Source organism: Bacillus sp. SORGH_AS_0510 (genome assembly GCF_030818775.1).
GTDB lineage: Bacteria > Bacillota > Bacilli > Bacillales > Cytobacillaceae > Neobacillus.
Genome location: NZ_JAUTAU010000001.1, coordinates 3,466,056 through 3,481,978 on the forward strand (window position 1 = coordinate 3,466,056; position 15,923 = coordinate 3,481,978).

A 15,923-nucleotide genomic window follows, 5' to 3' on the forward strand; every position below is an offset into this window, starting at 1 on the left:
GTAACAATCATCGCTTTATCAAGCCATGATTGTTACAAGATACTCATGGTAGCTTATTCAGGGTGAAAACTGGTTAGGCGCTGGAGCTGGACAATTCTCGAAGTCCTAGAAAGTGCAAAAAGACTGACCCTTTCAGGCCAGTCTTTTGGAAAAACTATTTTTTATTCAGTATAGAAATTAATGTTGCACGCTCTTGTTCAGTAAGTCCTACAAGCGGCAGTCTTACTGAGCCTACATCCAATCCAGCTAATTGTAATGCTGTTTTTACTGGTGCAGGACTTGGAGCAGCAAATAGTCCCTGCATGATTGGAAGAAGTTGTTGATGTAATAACGCAGCTTTCTTGTTATCTCCATCAAAAAACGCCTTAACCATTTCCTGCATTTCATTTCCAACCACATGAGATGCTACAGAAACTACTCCGGCACCGCCTATAGAAAGGACTGGTAAGGTTAAGCCATCATCCCCACTATATAGTAAGAATTCATCATCAGTATTAGCAATAATTTGAGTCATTGCATTTAAATCTCCACTTGCCTCTTTCACTGCAACGATATTGGAAATCTTAGATAGACGAATGACCGTTTCAGGGAGAATACTGACAACAGTCCTTCCTGGAACGTTGTACAGCATTACAGGAAGGGAGGTGGCTTCTGCGACTGCTTTATAGTGCTGATACAACCCTTCCTGGTTTGGTTTATTGTAATATGGAGCGACCACCAACACGGCATCTACACCCAGCTGTTCTGCTTTTTTTGTTAATTCAATAGATGCATACGTATCGTTGCTTCCTGTTCCAGCTATAACAGGAACTCTTTTATTAACAACCTTTACCACATGATCAAATAACGCAAGCTTTTCTTCTTTTGTTAATGTTGGTGATTCGCCTGTCGTACCAGCGATGACAAGTGAATCTGTGCCATTGTCGATGAGGTAATTAACTAATTGTGTCGTTTTAGCAAAGTCAATATGCCCTTTTTTATCAAAAGGGGTTACCATTGCTGTAGACACACTACCAAAATGAATCATTTTACTACTCCTTTCAAAACAAGCCACAAATGAAAACCAGTGGTGTATATCCTACAAGCTGATTGAATGCTTTTACAAGTCAGCAAGATTAAATTCCACTGTCTCATCTTCTAATTGAAATGCATCATGAAGTGCATTAACTGATTTAACTAGGTCATCCTGTTTAACAAGAACCCAAATTGTTGTATGACTATCCGCTGATTGTAGGATACGGATCCCTTGGTCAGATAGTGCTGTCACTATCATGGAAGTGACACCAGGAACACCTGCGATTCCTGCACCAACAACAGAAACCTTTGCACAGTGGCGCTCCACTACAGGGTCATGACCTAAATCATTTAGCACTTTAATTGCCCGATCAGTCATTTCATCTGTTACGGTATATACCACACCGTTTGGCGATATATTGATAAAATCAACACTTATTTTTTCATTTGCCATGGCCTTAAACACTTCCGCCTGCAAATAATACTGGTCTTTTTTAGCAAAGACCTTTATTTGAGTGACATTGGAGACATGAGCAATTCCTGTGACGACTCGCTCCTTAATATCGCTCCCACGATTATTTTTATTTAAGGTAGTAACTAATGTCCCTAAATTATCGGAATACGTAGAACGAATTCGGATGGGTACCTTTGCCTGCATAGCAATTTCTACTGCTCTTGGATGAATGACCTTGGCCCCTTGATAGGCCATGTTACACACTTCTGTGTAGGTGACTACTGATAGTGGACGGGCGTTTTCAGCGATCCGCGGGTCAGCAGTCATAATTCCTTCCACATCTGTAAAGATATCAATCCATTCTGCGTTAAGGGCAGCACCTAATGCAGCCGCTGACGTATCACTACCCCCGCGGCCAATTGTGGTGATATCCCCATTCTTTGCTGCACCTTGGAAACCTGCAACCACAACTACATCATTATGTTCAAGTTCCCTGAGCAATCTCTCACACTTCATTTCAGTAATTTTTGCATTTGTATGATCATTATTAGTACGGAATCCTGCTTGAGCACCTGTTAATGCTAGCGCATTAATACCGCTGTCTAATAACATATTAGCAAAGACGACACTAGATATAATTTCCCCACAGGATAACAATAAGTCATGTTCTCTTTTGGAGATTTTACTTAGATTTCCACCTATCAATGATAAAAGTGTATCTGTAGCATAGGCATCGCCTTTTCTGCCCATCGCAGAAACAACAACAACGACTTTATATCCTTCTGCTAATGCTTTTTCAATATGGCCTTGAGCATGTTTCCTGCTCTTTTCATCCTTTACAGATGTTCCGCCAAATTTTTGTACAATAATTTTCATGATAATACCAAAACCTGCCTTTTGGTTGTAACTTATTTATTTTACAAGACCTAATTTCACTAAACTCTCAGCGATTTGTACTGAATTCCATGCAGCACCTTTTAGTAGGTTATCAGAAACAACCCACATATGGAACCCACGATCTTCATCGATGTCTTTTCTAATCCTTCCAACAAATACATCGTTTTTACCAACACAATTTGCTGGCATTGGATATACTTGATTTTCCGGGTCATCTTGGAGGACTACGCCTGGAGCATCCTTCAATAAGGCCTTAATTTCACTTGCGCTTACGTTTCCTTCCTCCACCTCAAAATATACGGATTCAGAATGACCGACAGCAACAGGCAGACGAACACATGTCGCAGAAACCTGAAGCTCTGGGAGGTGCATAATTTTCTTTGTTTCATTAATCATTTTCATTTCTTCATAGGTATACCCGTTATCCTGGAACTTATCAATTTGCGGAATTGCATTAAAAGCAATTTGATAATGATTTTTATCTGATTTAACTGGTAGAATATTCGGTTCAAATGCTTCGCCATTTAGAATCATTTGCGTTTGTTCCATTAATTCTTCTACGGCTGCTGCACCTGCACCGGAAACCGCTTGGTAAGTAGATACAATAATTTTTTTCAAACCATATTTTTGACGAATTGGCTCTAAAGCAACAACCATTTGAATGGTTGAACAATTCGGATTAGCAATGATTCCATTATGTTTTTTCAAGTCCGCTTCATTTACTTCTGGCACAACCAACGGGATGTCAGCATCCATTCTGAACGCACTAGTGTTGTCCACGACAACAGCTCCCCTTTTTACAGCTTCTGGAGCAAGTTCCTTAGAGACACTTCCACCAGCACTGAACAGTGCTATATCTACACCTTCAAAGCTCTCAGGCTTCGCTTCTTGGACTATATATTCCTGACCATTAACATCTACTTTTTTCCCTGCCGACCGTGCTGAGGATAGTAGGGTAAGTTCTCTGATTGGAAAATTCTCTTTCACTAATGTTTGGATCATTTGCTGTCCAACCGCTCCTGTTGCTCCGACTACTGCAACGTGAAATCCATTATGCTCTCTCATTACATGTTCCCCTTTCAATCTTTCATCCTGAACATGGCTGGTATTTTAAAGGTCTTAAAGGAATTGGCACTCTACATATTGCCAGCATGTCATTTATTTTTTATAACCTTAACAGTGGAGCAGATCGTGTAAAACTCCACTGTTAAAAGATTAATTTATTTTAACATATTCCTTAAAAGAAATAACCTTTTTTGATGAAAGAGAGAGAGTTATTGTTCATCTTTATATCGTTCAACTAGTACAGGTTGTATTTGCTTTCCTTCCATCGCTGCCTCAACAGTTTCTGACAGCATTGTCATTCTAGCTACCATCGAGTTTGGCTTATTAATGGGATCGTCCTGGCCATACGGAATAAAGAATATATTCTTCGTTGCCATTAAACGCATTAAGTTTACCCCGTTAAGACCAAGTGCGTCATTTGTTGAAATGCCAAGAACAATAGGCTTCAAATTTCTTAAGGTCGCTTTAGCTGCCATTAGCACTGGACTGTCATTCATGGCATTTGCAAATTTACTCATCGATACGCCTGTTAATGGAGCTATAACCATACAGTCTAGCGGAAATTTAGGGCCAAGAGGCTCTGCCTTAACAATGGAGTCAATTACCTTATTGCCTGTTAGGTCTTCAATCCGTTGGATCCAGTCCATCCCTTTACCAAAACGTGTATCCGTATTTTGAACGGTAGCGGTCACTACCGGAACTACCTCCGCTCCAGCATGAACAAGCTTTTCAATCTCTGGAAATACTGCATCATACGTACAATGTGATCCAGTCAATCCAAAGCCTATCCTTTTCCCTTTTAAACTCATTTCACTTTCCCCTTTCGCTTTCGTAAATCATCTTGAAGCAGTTGGGCCAAAACATTCGCTAAAATTTGGCCAGCTGTTTTTGGTGCAACAATTCCTGGCAAGCCCGGAGCAAGTAAAGCTTTTATTCCTCTTTTTTCTGCGTAACGGAAGTCAGTACCCCCAGGCTTTGAAGCAAGGTCAATGATGAGGGAATGTGAAGGTAGTTTGGAAATGACCATTGCCGTAACAATTAAATGCGGTGCGGTATTTATTAAAATATCGGTATCCTTCACTTCATTCACAAGATTATTTAAATGAAATGGTGTTAATCCCATTTCTGTGATTCTTGCTAAATGTTCACTTTTTCTAGCGCCTACCTTTACTTTAGCTCCAAGTGCAGCAAACGTTCTTGCCACACTCATCCCAACTCTGCCTAAGCCTAATACGGTAACATTGGATCCGTGAATCGTGAAATCCGTATGCTGGATTGCCATCATAATTGTTCCTTCAACTGTAGGAATGGAATTATAGATGGCTACATCATCCCTTTCGAATAATTGGATGAGAGTTCTTTTGCTATCCTTCGTTATCCCATTAAGATAGGAGTTACTGATCCCGGAATAAATGGAACAATGTTCAGGCGTCTTACTGATGAGGTCTCCTGTTAAAACAACCTTTTCATTGGAGAAGATTGTTTCAACGTGTCCCTCTAAATTTGTGCCTGGCACTGGTAAAATCAGTGCGTCTACTGTAGAGAAATCAACCTCATCCAATTTTTCCTTGACCGCTCCAGTAAAGGCATGGTCTAACTGCTCAAAACCAATAAGCGATAATTTCGCGTCCAATTCGGTTAACTTGCGGATGATTTCCAGCTGTCTGGCATCACCGCCAATCACGGCTATCTGCATCCCTGTCAGCATGAAAACATTCACCTTCTTTTTTATAAAAATCCATCTAGGTAATCCATTTCTTCTTATCACTTCACCATCTTATGTAAGTTCAAGTGATTCGGTGAGTTTTCCACCAACAGTTAACTAAAAAAAGCCCAAGCAGAGAATGTTCTGCTTGGGCTTTTTAGGGCTTTCACTTTCGTACTGCTCATTGTTCTTCAGGAACATCAATGATAATCATATCGGAACCGATTTTCTTAATATGTTGCCATGGAACTCTGATTTCTTCCCCTTGCTTTCTAAAACCAAACCATTTTAATGATGGGATCAGTAACGCTTGTATTTGGCCTGTACTCTCATTGATTTCTAAGTCTGTTTGTCCGAGTACACCTAGTCGCTCCGCCCTTTTTACATCTACAATTTCTTTACCGCTTAGTTCGCTTAACCTCATGACTTAAAGACCTCCCTCTACCCCTTTTCTATTATTTTATAGAAGGAAGTCCTAAATTAGACTAAAAGAAAAAACAGTTCGAAGAATCGAACTGTTTCCTTTTATTATAATTTTGATGGGAATTCCCCATTAGGACTGATCAATGTGACCGAATATTTATCAGTAAAAATAGATCTAGCCATTTCATCTACACTATTTTTTGTAACCTGATCAATTTGTTCAATAATCTCATCTAGTGAGCGATGACGCTTTAACAGAAGTTCATTTTTACCATTTCTACTCATTCGGCTGTTCGTACTTTCTAAGCTTAACATCAAGCTGCCTTTGAGCTGCTCTTTGCTATTGGTTAATTCTTTTTCAGTAATTCCAGTTTGTTTAAGTTTTTCCAATGTTTCCTGGATTGTTTCAAATAAAACATCCAACTGCTTTGCACCAGTGCCTCCATAAACTGTAACCACACCACTATCTTGGTAAGCAGAATGATAGGAGAATACAGAATATGCGAGACCTCTTTGTTCACGCACTTCTTGGAATAGTCTAGAACTCATACTTCCGCCCAGTATGTTATTTAGAGTAATTAAACTATAAACATCTTCATGGCCAACCTTTAATCCTTCAAAGCCAATGCATAAATGTGCTTGTTCTGTTTCTTTTTTGCGTGACATTCTATTAGCATGGAATACTGGAACATTTTCAGGGGTTTCTTTTGCTCCACCCTGGTAGGATCCAAAATAATTTTCAACTTCTTTAATAAATGATTCAGATACGTTTCCAGCGATCGAAATGACCACATTCTCAGGTGTATATCTTTCGTGAATATATTCCTTCAACGAATCACCTGTAAAAGTATTAAGCGTTTCTTCTGTACCTAAAATCGGATAACCTAACGGATGGTTTTCATATACAGCTCTGCTCAATAAATCATGAACAATGTCATCCGGAGTATCTTCGTACATTTTTATTTCTTCAAGAACGACATTTTTTTCTTTCTTTAATTCCTCTTCAACAAAAGTGGAGTTAAAGAACATGTCAGCTAATACATCTAATGCAAACTTAGAATGTGTATCTAATACCTTTGCATAATAGCATGTATACTCCTTAGAAGTAAAAGCGTTCACCTGACCACCAATACTATCAAAGGATTCAGCAATTTCCTTTGCTGAACGTGTGGTAGTCCCTTTAAAAAACATGTGTTCAAGGAAATGGGAAATCCCATTTGTTTGCGGATCTTCATTTCTAGAACCCGTTCCAATCCATACACCAATTGCTACAGATCGAACAGTTGGTATATTTTCTAATACAATTCTTACTCCGTTTTGGCATGTGTACTTATTAATCATCGACTTCCTCCTGTCATTAAACAGCAGATGCTACTACTCCAATTATTTATTATACTTTTTTATAGATATTTTCTCCAATTTTCTGATAGATTCTCACAAATTATTTTAAAATTCTTTCCTCGCTCATTAATTCTGATACCGTGCCAATTTCTAAATTCTTTTCCTCGATTAGAGTAATGAGCCTATCTAGAGATTTTGCCGTTGATTCTGTTGGGTGCATAAGAACCATTGAGCCTTTATCAATCTTGGACATAACTCGGTTAATCAGCACATCAGGGGAGGGCTTTTGCCAGTCTACTGTATCCACTGTCCACATCACAGTTAGCATATTTAATTCATCTGCCACTCTAATCGTCTCATCACGATAACTGCCACTAGGAGGAGCAAACCAGACTGGCTTTTCTCCTGTCGCCGCTTCAATAATACTGTTGGTTTTCGTTATTTGTTCCCTCGACTGTGCAGCCGTAAGCCTCTTCATGTCCGGATGAGAATAGGAATGATTTCCTACTTCATGACCAGCACTTACGATCATTTTCGCCACATCCGGATTCTTTTTAACCCAATTTCCTTCGAGGAAAAAGCTAGCCGACACATTATGTCTCTTTAATGTAGCAAGCATTGATGGTAAATATTCATTTCCCCAAGCGACATTAATGATAAACGAAACCATTGGTTTGTCTGGATGACCTTTATAAATTGGGGTTGGTGGTAAATCCTTTAAATGGATTTTAGGTTTAACTTGAGTAAATTGTAATTTCTTCTCATCGAAAACGCCTTTACTCTTCATACTTTTATAAGAGGCGTCAATATCTACTTTAATCCCGTTATATCCAGGAATAGCCTTCCAAACCCTGTCCACTTTCGCATCGGTAGGTGGTATTTCATATGTAGGAGCTTTTTTTACTATATCTTGATATAGAGGGTCAGACTGCTTCGCTGCTGGAAGTGTTGAATCCCTTAAAGAGGATACATATTTGTTTACTATAGGGTTATTTACTGAAATCCATGCACCTAAACAAATAATTAAAAAAATGCTAACCTTTTTCATTTACCTTTCCCCCTTCCATAAAGATTATGTATAGGAGGGACAAGGTAGAACAAGTAAGCTCCTTGATCTTAAAAGAAAAAGTCAGGGAAGCCCCTGACTCTTATTATTTGATCACAGCCTTGATAAAGCCTGAATTATACTTATTTTATTGCTGGCTCTCAGCCTTTTCACGTTGTTCTTTTAGTACAGCTTTACGAGACAAGTTTACTCTGCCTTGTTTATCGATTTCAGTTACTTTAACTAAAAGTTCATCACCGATTTTCACGACATCTTCTACTTTACCTACGCGCTCTTCAGCAAGCTCAGAGATATGGACTAGACCATCTTTTCCTGAGAAGATTTCTACAAAGGCACCGAATTTTTCAATCCGTTTTACCTTACCAAGATACATTTCTCCAACTTGTACTTCACGAACAATGTCTTCGATGATTTTCTTGGCTTTTTGATTCATTTCTTGATCAGTTGAAGCAATAAAAACAGTTCCGTCTTGCTCAATATCGATCTTAACGCCTGTTTCCTCAATAATTTTATTGATTTGCTTTCCGCTTGGTCCAATTACATCACGAATCTTATCTGGATTGATTGTCATCGTTAAGATTTTTGGAGCAAATTTTGAAAGCTCGGCTCTTGGTTCAGTAATAGTAGCTAACATTGAATTTAAAATATGCATTCTACCTACTTTTGCCTGTTGCAAAGCTTCCTCTAGTATCTCACGGGAAAGTCCTTCAATCTTAATATCCATTTGAAGGGCAGTAACCCCTTTAGCAGTCCCTGCTACTTTAAAGTCCATATCACCTAGGTGATCTTCCATCCCTTGAATGTCAGATAAAACAGTGTAGTATTCACCTGATTTAACTAGGCCCATCGCAATTCCTGCAACTGGAGACTTTATGGGTACACCAGCATCCATCATTGCAAGCGTACTAGCACAAATACTTGCTTGTGATGTTGATCCATTTGATTCAAGAACTTCAGAAACTAGACGGATTGTATATGGGAAATCCTTTTCAGAAGGAATCACTGGCTCTAATGCACGCTCACCTAGTGCACCATGTCCAATTTCACGACGTCCTGGTCCACGAATTGGACCAGTTTCCCCAACACTAAAGGAAGGGAAATTATAATGATGCATAAAGCGCTTTTCTTCCTCAATACCTAAGCCATCAAGAATTTGTACGTCACCCATTGCTCCTAGTGTACAAATACTTAACGCTTGAGTTTGTCCACGAGTAAACAAACCTGAACCGTGTGTTCGAGGTAGTAAACCTACAAGTGATGACAATGGACGAATCTCATCGATTTTACGACCGTCTGGACGTACTTTTTCCACTGTGATTAAACGGCGAACTTCACCTTTAACAATCTTGTCCAAGATTTGTTTTACTTGTTTCAAGTCTTCATCTGTTGCTTCTTGTTCCTCATATTTAGCAATTACTTGATTTTTTACTTCTTTAATAGCAGCTTCGCGTGCATGCTTTTCTTGAACTTGAATTGCCTTCACCATATCAGCTTCACAAAACTCTCTAACTTCAGCTTCAAGCTCTTTATCAAGTTCAAAAAGTGTAATTTCCATTTTTGGCTTACCAATTTCTGCAACAATTTTTTCTTGGAACTCAATTAATTGTTTAATATGGTCATGGCCAAACATAATTGCCTCAAGCATCGTTTCCTCAGGTACTTCAAGTGCACCTGCTTCAACCATGTTGATCGCATCTTTAGTTCCAGCAACTGTTAAATGAATATCACTTTGTTCAGCTTGTTCAACAGTTGGGTTAATAACAAACTCATTATTGACTCTGCCTACGATAACGCCAGCAATTGGCCCTTCAAATGGAATATCTGAAGTACTTAATGCTAGGGATGACCCAAACATTGCAGCCATTTCAGTAGAACAATCTTGATCGACACTCATGACAATACTGATTACCTGAACATCATTACGGAATCCATCAGCAAAAAGTGGTCGAATCGGTCTGTCAATTAGACGACTAGCCAAAATCGCTTTTTCGCTAGGACGACCTTCACGTTTAATAAAGCCTCCGGGAATTTTTCCGACTGCATATAAACGCTCTTCGTAGTTTACAGTTAATGGGAAAAAATCGAGATTTTTCGGCTCTTTTGAAGCTGTAGCTGTACTTAATACTGCTGTATCTCCATAGCGGACCATAACCGCGCCATTAGCTTGTTTAGCTAACTGTCCAATTTCAACTGTTAATTTTCGGCCTGCCCATTCCATAGAATATTCATGTTTCGTTTGTTCCATATTTGAACCCCTCTCTATCTAAATCACTTTAGGATGATGATGCGAAGAATTTACCACTCGCTGTTATCATCTTTCTAAATCTTCCTAATATAAAAAAAGCCATAAAAGCTTATGTTATCAATTTCAAATTAGTATTAGTATGCACATAAAAGTCTTGACTTAAAATATGTATGAAAAATTCTTTGCTCTTCTTAATTTTCCCTAAAGTCAGCCCAACATTTTAGGACTACTACTTTATTTTTTAACCTAATAAAAAAGCGGGATAAATCCCGCTTCTGTAGACTAACGACGTAGACCAAGCTTATTGATTAACTCACGGTAACGTTGAACGTCTTTGTTACGTAGGAAAGTTAAAAGATTACGACGTTTACCAACCATTTTTAAAAGACCGCGACGTGAGTGGTGATCTTTCTTGTGAGTACGTAAGTGCTCGTTCAAGTTATTGATTGATTCAGTAAGGACAGCGATTTGAACTTCTGCAGATCCAGTGTCGTTTGCATGAGTTTTGAACTCATTGATAAGTTCGTTTTTACGTTCTTGTGTGATTGCCATCCGGTTCACCTCCTAAATTTTCATATCCCCTGTTACCGAGCAAGCGTCGGTGACTCGACTTGCCAAGCAAAGGTTGTTTTTAATACGTATTTAAGAATACATCTTTTTACGTCAAAAAGCAAGTCGAAACCAAATTTTATTGTATGAAAAACTTTGATAATAGCAGTATTATCATGAAGATTGTCGATTCGTTTCAAAATATTCTAATGCCCTTTGCTTATCTTTTTCTATTTGGGCTACTAGTTCTTGTATTCCGGAGAACTTTTGTTCTTTTCGCAAATAAAGGTGCCACTCAACGACAACTTCTTCACCATAAATTTCCTGATTAAATTCAAATAAATGAACTTCAACGGAAAGCTTTAATGCTTCTTTATTAAATGTTGGTTTATAGCCGACATTGCATACACCGTTATACCAGTTGCCATTCACCTTCATCTTAACAGCATACACACCCAAAGGTGGGATGATATATTCTTCGTTCAGGCCTATATTTGCTGTCGGAAAACCAATGGTCCTCCCACGCTTATCTCCATGAATCACTTGACCAGTTGTAAAATAATATCTTCCAAGTAGTTCAGGCAGTTCATCTACTCTGGCTTCATTAAGCAGCTGACGAATTCTTGTTGAACTTACTTTCTCCTCGCCCAAAGTAAGTTTTGGTACAACAGAATAAGAAAATTGATCTCTTGCATGAAAAGGCAGGGTCTCCATAGTCCCTTTGCCCATTCTTCCATAAGAGTAATCAAACCCTGCAACCACATGCTTTACGTTTAACTCAATGATATATTGATCAATAAATTCTTGCGGGAGTAGGTTGGCAAACTCAGGTGTAAAATGGACAATAAATAAATAGTCTACACCAAGTTCCTCAAGAATTTTAATTTTATCAGATAAGGGCGTTATATATTGTACATGCTTCTTGTTCTTTCCCAACACAACAGAGGGATGCGGATCAAAAGTCATAACTGCACTTCGAAGCCCCTTCTCTTTTGCTTGTTTTATTGCCTCAAGAATTACTTGTTGATGTCCTCGATGTACACCATCAAAATAGCCCAATGCTATTGCTAGAGGAGGAAAATCGTTGCTTGCTATGTTATAAGGAAAACTAAGCCGTTTGACTTCCAATTGAAACTCACCTTTTCTATACCGTAACCTTATTATTCATTTCGCAATACCTTGACAGGTTTAAGAAGGCCTGGCTTACTAGGATGTTTGGCGTAAATGGCAAGAGCCAGTCCATCTTCCGTCTCAGCGATAATCGGTCCGTTAGTTGTTTTTAAATGGTCAGGTATCTGCAATACTGCTCCATTTTTCACTTTCTCTGCTACTTTATCATTAATCTTTAATTTCGGCAAATAAGAAAGTGCGGTCTCTAACGGCCTTAAAACGTTTGAAATTTCTCCCGCCTCCATCAGCTTCTCGACATCTTCAAATGTTAGGCAATCTTCTAACGTAAAGGCCGCCGACTGGATTCTTATTAGTTTAGACATGTGTGCAGGGTATCCTAATTTTTCACCAATCATGACTGCTAAGGTGCGAATATAAGTCCCTTTACTGCAACTAACTCTAAAACGAAAACGTACTGTTTCACCTGAAAATTCTGTCCGATCATCCAGTAGTTCAATTGAATATATCGTTACCATCCTAGAAGGGCGTTCTACTTCAATACCTTTTCGAGCATACTCGTACAGACGTACCCCTCCAACCTTTACGGCTGAAAACATCGGTGGGGTTTGTTCAATTTCTCCCGTCAAGGAATCAAGGACCATTTGAATTTCTTCTCGACGAATGGTTCGGTCCACATCTTTTTTTGCAACCACTTCACCGGATGCATCTTCCGTTGTGGTAGAGAAACCAATCGTAACTTCTCCTTCGTATGCTTTTCCAGCGTCTGTAATATACTCAGCAACTTTGGTTGCCTTCCCTATACAAATTGGGAGAACACCCGTTACATCCGGATCAAGTGTTCCTGTATGTCCCACTTTTTTTGTTTTTAAAATCTTTCTTAGTTTAAAAATACAATCATGGGAAGTCAGCCCCGCAGGTTTGAATAATGGTAATATACCTTCCACCTTATTCACTCCATTCTCCGTAATATTAGAAAAAAATGGATAGACAATTGTCTATCCATTCTCACTTTAAATTTCTGCTTGTTTTTGAATTTATTCTTCGTCATTCTTTTCCATCGGTTTATCATCATCCGTATGCAATTGATGTAGAAGTGTTTCAATTCGATTTCCATAATCGATTGATTCATCCCATTCAAAAATAATTTCAGGTGTTTTTCGCAGGCGAATACGGTGGCCAATTTCTGTCCTGATAAAGCCTTTTGCTTTCGCTAAGCCTTTTAACGTATTCTCCTTTTGTTCATCGTCACCTAACACAGAAATAAATACTTTTGCTTGTTGCAAATCCCCTGTTACTTGAACGTCAGTAACCGTCACAAAGCCGATCCGAGGATCTTTTATCTTACGGCCGATGATGTCACTAAGTTCTTTTTTCATTTGTTCTCCAACACGATTCGCTCTGTGGCTCATCACATTCACCTCTTAACTTAAAGCCAATCAATCTCGGTGATCGTACGTTCTATTTCTGGAAACGAGTCAATTAATTTAAGTGCGTTTTGCAATTCTTGCTCTGTTGATACTCTTGACGAGGTAACAACGACAATGGCTATTTTCGTCCTTTGCCACACATCTTGGAAATCAACCTCAGAAACAGAAACATTAAATTTCTGTTTAAGACGAGTTAGAATTCTCAACAAAACTGCTCGTTTCTCTTTTAATGAATGAGCATCATAGATGATACATTCACACTCGGCAACACCTATGATCATTTACGTTCAATTTCTTCCATTACGTAGGCTTCAATGATATCTCCTTCTTTAACATCATTGAAGTTTTTAATGGTAACACCACATTCATACCCTTGTGAAACTTCTTTTGCATCATCTTTGAATCGTTTTAAGGCATCGATTTGTCCTTCAAAGATAACTACTCCGTTTCGGATCAAGCGGATTCCGCTATCACGAGTAATTTTACCATCCGTAACATAGGAACCTGCAATTGTTCCTACTTTTGAAACCTTAAATGTTTGACGGACTTCTGCTTGACCAATAATCTTTTCTTGGAACTCAGGATCAAGCATACCCTTCATGGCTGCTTCAATTTCTTCAATTACTTTGTAAATGATACGGTGCAGACGAACATCAACCTTTTCAGCTTCTGCAGCACGTTTGGCATTTACATCTGGACGAACGTTAAAGCCGATTACAATTGCATTAGAAGCAGCTGCAAGACTAATATCCGATTCATTGATTGCTCCAGCACCACTATGAATAATTTTAATGTTAACGCCTTCTACATCTATTTTTTGCAATGAAGCAGCTACGGCTTCAGCAGAACCTTGAACATCTGCTTTTAGAATGATGTTTAAGTCCTTCATTTCACCTTGCTTCAATTGGTCGAATAGTGTTTCAAGACTGACAACCGATTTTTCACCACGTTGAGCTACCAAAGCAGTTTGAGCACGTGCTTCCCCAACCTGACGAGCTGTTTTTTCGTCTTCAAATACAACGAAGCGGTCCCCTGCTTGTGGAACATCATTTAGCCCTGTGATTTCAACTGGTGTTGATGGTCCAGCATCTTTTACGCGGCGGCCTTTATCATTTACCATTGCACGGACACGACCAAATGTATTTCCTACTACAATTGGATCACCAATTTTTAATGTACCGTTTTGTACTAGTAATGTAGCGACAGAACCACGACCCTTATCTAATTGTGCTTCGATTACAGTACCAACAGCATTTCGATTTGGGTTTGCTTTATATTCTTCTACTTCACTTACAAGTAGAATCATTTCAAGCAATGTATCGATTCCTTCACCAGTTTTCGCAGAAAGTGGTACAAAGATAGTATCTCCACCCCAAGCTTCTGCTACTAATCCATGTTCAGTCAATTCCTGCATAACACGATCTGCATTTGCAGCTTCTTTATCCATCTTATTTACAGCTACAATAATTGGAACTTCCGCTGCTTTTGCATGGTTAATGGCTTCAACGGTTTGTGGCATAACACCATCATCTGCTGCTACCACAAGAATGGTAATATCAGTGATCTTAGCCCCACGAGCACGCATCGTTGTAAATGCAGCGTGTCCAGGTGTATCAAGGAAAGTGATTTTCTTTCCATTTTCAACTACTTGATAGGCACCGATATGCTGGGTAATACCTCCAGCTTCTCCTTCAGTAACCTTTGTATTACGAATAGAGTCAAGAAGGGTTGTTTTACCGTGGTCAACGTGACCCATAATTGTTACTACAGAAGGTCTTTCCACTAAATCTTCTGCTGTATCTTCAGTGAAATAAACTTCAAGATCTGTTGTGTCAATTTTAATTTCTTCTTCCACTTCGACACCATATTCACTTGCAATCAATTCAATAGCATCTTTATCCAAGACTTGGTTGATGGTAGCCATTACACCAAGCATAAACAGCTTTTTAATAATTTCTGAAGGTTCACGATAGATTTTTTTTGCCAGTTCTCCCACAGTTAGAGACTCACTAAAAGTAATTTTAGCAGGAAGCTCTTTTTCCTTTTTCTTCTGCGGCTGTGCTTGCTGAACTGGCGTATGAGCCTTCTTCTTGTTATTGTTATTACGGTTATTACGATTTTGGTTATTATTATAAGGCTTAGCCTTAGCTTTATCTGCATTGCTGAAGACTTTGTTTTCTTTTGATTGATATTCTTGGTTCTGTTTTTTGCCTTCACCCGCTTTTGGTGGAGAGACTACTTTCACCTTACTTGGAGCAGGAGATTTATCTGCAGCTTCCTCAAACGCTTTAGGTGCATTTTTAGACTGTACATGTGTTTTTTGCCCAGACTGTGCCGCTCTTTGATTTGAACGTTGTTGTTGTTGAGCAGGACGTCCATTTGAACGTTGTTGCTGCCCGCCGCTCGTTTGTTTTTGTTGAGTATTCGCATTATTTTCTTTCTTGTTAAATGTCGCATCAAGTTTTTTTACGTCTGCATCTTCTATTGTTGCCATATGGTTAGAAACCTCTATATTCATTTCTTTTAGTTTTGTAATAATTTCTTTACTTGAAATGTTGTGTTTTTTTGCGTATTCATATACACGGATTTTACTCATATTTTCACCC

At 38.8% G+C, this 15,923-nt stretch carries 15 protein-coding genes; all 15 read right to left on the reverse strand.

Annotated features, from left to right (window positions below; genetic code table 11):
- Positions 1-154: 154 nt before the first annotated feature.
- The 15 genes from dapA to infB all read right to left on the reverse strand — a co-directional run bounded on the left by dapA (position 155) and on the right by infB (position 15,913).
- On the reverse strand, positions 155-1,027 hold the full coding sequence (dapA, locus tag QE429_RS17710; protein ID WP_307288841.1) for a 4-hydroxy-tetrahydrodipicolinate synthase: 873 nt from the start codon (positions 1,025-1,027) through the stop codon (positions 155-157).
- A 72-nt stretch (positions 1,028-1,099) separates the two neighbouring features.
- Entirely contained in the window at positions 1,100-2,344 is a 1,245-nt protein-coding gene (gene dapG, locus QE429_RS17715; RefSeq protein WP_307288843.1) for an aspartate kinase, read from the reverse strand.
- 36 nt (positions 2,345-2,380) lie between these two features.
- Positions 2,381-3,430: an aspartate-semialdehyde dehydrogenase gene (gene asd / locus QE429_RS17720; protein ID WP_307288845.1), complete on the reverse strand. Its 1,050-nt coding sequence runs from the start codon at positions 3,428-3,430 to the stop codon at positions 2,381-2,383.
- Between the two features lie 209 nt (positions 3,431-3,639).
- Positions 3,640-4,239, reverse strand: a complete 600-nt coding sequence (gene dpaB, locus QE429_RS17725; protein WP_307288847.1) for a dipicolinate synthase subunit B — start codon at positions 4,237-4,239, stop codon at positions 3,640-3,642.
- Positions 4,236-5,138, reverse strand: coding sequence for a dipicolinic acid synthetase subunit A (gene dpaA, locus QE429_RS17730; protein ID WP_307288849.1), 903 nt, complete (start codon positions 5,136-5,138; stop codon positions 4,236-4,238). The genes dpaB and dpaA overlap by 4 nt, the downstream gene beginning before the upstream one ends.
- Positions 5,139-5,316: 178 nt before the next feature.
- Positions 5,317-5,559 (reverse strand): YlmC/YmxH family sporulation protein, encoded by a 243-nt coding sequence (locus QE429_RS17735; protein WP_307288850.1) that lies wholly within the window; start codon positions 5,557-5,559, stop codon positions 5,317-5,319.
- 104 nt (positions 5,560-5,663) lie between these two features.
- On the reverse strand, positions 5,664-6,899 hold the full coding sequence (locus tag QE429_RS17740; RefSeq protein ID WP_307288853.1) for a M16 family metallopeptidase: 1,236 nt from the start codon (positions 6,897-6,899) through the stop codon (positions 5,664-5,666).
- 100 nt (positions 6,900-6,999) lie between these two features.
- The gene (locus QE429_RS17745) at positions 7,000-7,947 is read right to left on the reverse strand and encodes a polysaccharide deacetylase family protein (RefSeq protein ID WP_307288855.1); all 948 of its coding nucleotides are present in this window, start codon (positions 7,945-7,947) and stop codon (positions 7,000-7,002) included.
- A gap of 145 nt (positions 7,948-8,092) precedes the next feature.
- Positions 8,093-10,210, reverse strand: a complete 2,118-nt coding sequence (gene pnp / locus QE429_RS17750) for a polyribonucleotide nucleotidyltransferase (protein ID WP_307288857.1) — start codon at positions 10,208-10,210, stop codon at positions 8,093-8,095.
- A gap of 282 nt (positions 10,211-10,492) precedes the next feature.
- Positions 10,493-10,762: a 30S ribosomal protein S15 gene (rpsO, locus tag QE429_RS17755; RefSeq protein WP_307288859.1), complete on the reverse strand. Its 270-nt coding sequence runs from the start codon at positions 10,760-10,762 to the stop codon at positions 10,493-10,495.
- A 171-nt stretch (positions 10,763-10,933) separates the two neighbouring features.
- The gene (gene ribF, locus QE429_RS17760; RefSeq protein WP_307288861.1) at positions 10,934-11,887 is read right to left on the reverse strand and encodes a bifunctional riboflavin kinase/FAD synthetase; all 954 of its coding nucleotides are present in this window, start codon (positions 11,885-11,887) and stop codon (positions 10,934-10,936) included.
- Between the two features lie 32 nt (positions 11,888-11,919).
- Positions 11,920-12,834, reverse strand: coding sequence for a tRNA pseudouridine(55) synthase TruB (gene truB / locus QE429_RS17765; protein WP_307288863.1), 915 nt, complete (start codon positions 12,832-12,834; stop codon positions 11,920-11,922).
- Positions 12,835-12,924: 90 nt separating this feature from the next.
- On the reverse strand, positions 12,925-13,299 hold the full coding sequence (gene rbfA / locus QE429_RS17770) for a 30S ribosome-binding factor RbfA (RefSeq protein ID WP_307288866.1): 375 nt from the start codon (positions 13,297-13,299) through the stop codon (positions 12,925-12,927).
- A 17-nt stretch (positions 13,300-13,316) separates the two neighbouring features.
- Positions 13,317-13,598, reverse strand: a complete 282-nt coding sequence (locus QE429_RS17775; RefSeq protein WP_307288867.1) for a DUF503 domain-containing protein — start codon at positions 13,596-13,598, stop codon at positions 13,317-13,319.
- On the reverse strand, positions 13,595-15,913 hold the full coding sequence (gene infB, locus QE429_RS17780; protein WP_307288869.1) for a translation initiation factor IF-2: 2,319 nt from the start codon (positions 15,911-15,913) through the stop codon (positions 13,595-13,597). The genes QE429_RS17775 and infB overlap by 4 nt, the downstream gene beginning before the upstream one ends.
- Positions 15,914-15,923: the final 10 nt, after the last annotated feature.

What these genes read in the sequence shown, in the direction of transcription:
- pnp (WP_307288857.1), bottom strand. Translation starts at nt 10,210, where the DNA reads ATGGAACAAACGAAACATGAATATTCTATGGAATGGGCAGGCCGAAAA.
- dpaB (WP_307288847.1), bottom strand. Translation starts at nt 4,239, where the DNA reads ATGAGTTTAAAAGGGAAAAGGATAGGCTTTGGATTGACTGGATCACAT.
- dapG (WP_307288843.1), bottom strand. Translation starts at nt 2,344, where the DNA reads ATGAAAATTATTGTACAAAAATTTGGCGGAACATCTGTAAAGGATGAA.
- dapA (WP_307288841.1), bottom strand. Translation starts at nt 1,027, where the DNA reads ATGATTCATTTTGGTAGTGTGTCTACAGCAATGGTAACCCCTTTTGAT.
- QE429_RS17745 (WP_307288855.1), bottom strand. Translation starts at nt 7,947, where the DNA reads ATGAAAAAGGTTAGCATTTTTTTAATTATTTGTTTAGGTGCATGGATT.
- infB (WP_307288869.1), bottom strand. Translation starts at nt 15,913, where the DNA reads ATGAGTAAAATCCGTGTATATGAATACGCAAAAAAACACAACATTTCA.
- QE429_RS17775 (WP_307288867.1), bottom strand. Translation starts at nt 13,598, where the DNA reads ATGATCATAGGTGTTGCCGAGTGTGAATGTATCATCTATGATGCTCAT.
- asd (WP_307288845.1), bottom strand. Translation starts at nt 3,430, where the DNA reads ATGAGAGAGCATAATGGATTTCACGTTGCAGTAGTCGGAGCAACAGGA.
- QE429_RS17740 (WP_307288853.1), bottom strand. Translation starts at nt 6,899, where the DNA reads ATGATTAATAAGTACACATGCCAAAACGGAGTAAGAATTGTATTAGAA.
- QE429_RS17735 (WP_307288850.1), bottom strand. Translation starts at nt 5,559, where the DNA reads ATGAGGTTAAGCGAACTAAGCGGTAAAGAAATTGTAGATGTAAAAAGG.
- rpsO (WP_307288859.1), bottom strand. Translation starts at nt 10,762, where the DNA reads ATGGCAATCACACAAGAACGTAAAAACGAACTTATCAATGAGTTCAAA.
- dpaA (WP_307288849.1), bottom strand. Translation starts at nt 5,138, where the DNA reads ATGCTGACAGGGATGCAGATAGCCGTGATTGGCGGTGATGCCAGACAG.
- rbfA (WP_307288866.1), bottom strand. Translation starts at nt 13,299, where the DNA reads ATGAGCCACAGAGCGAATCGTGTTGGAGAACAAATGAAAAAAGAACTT.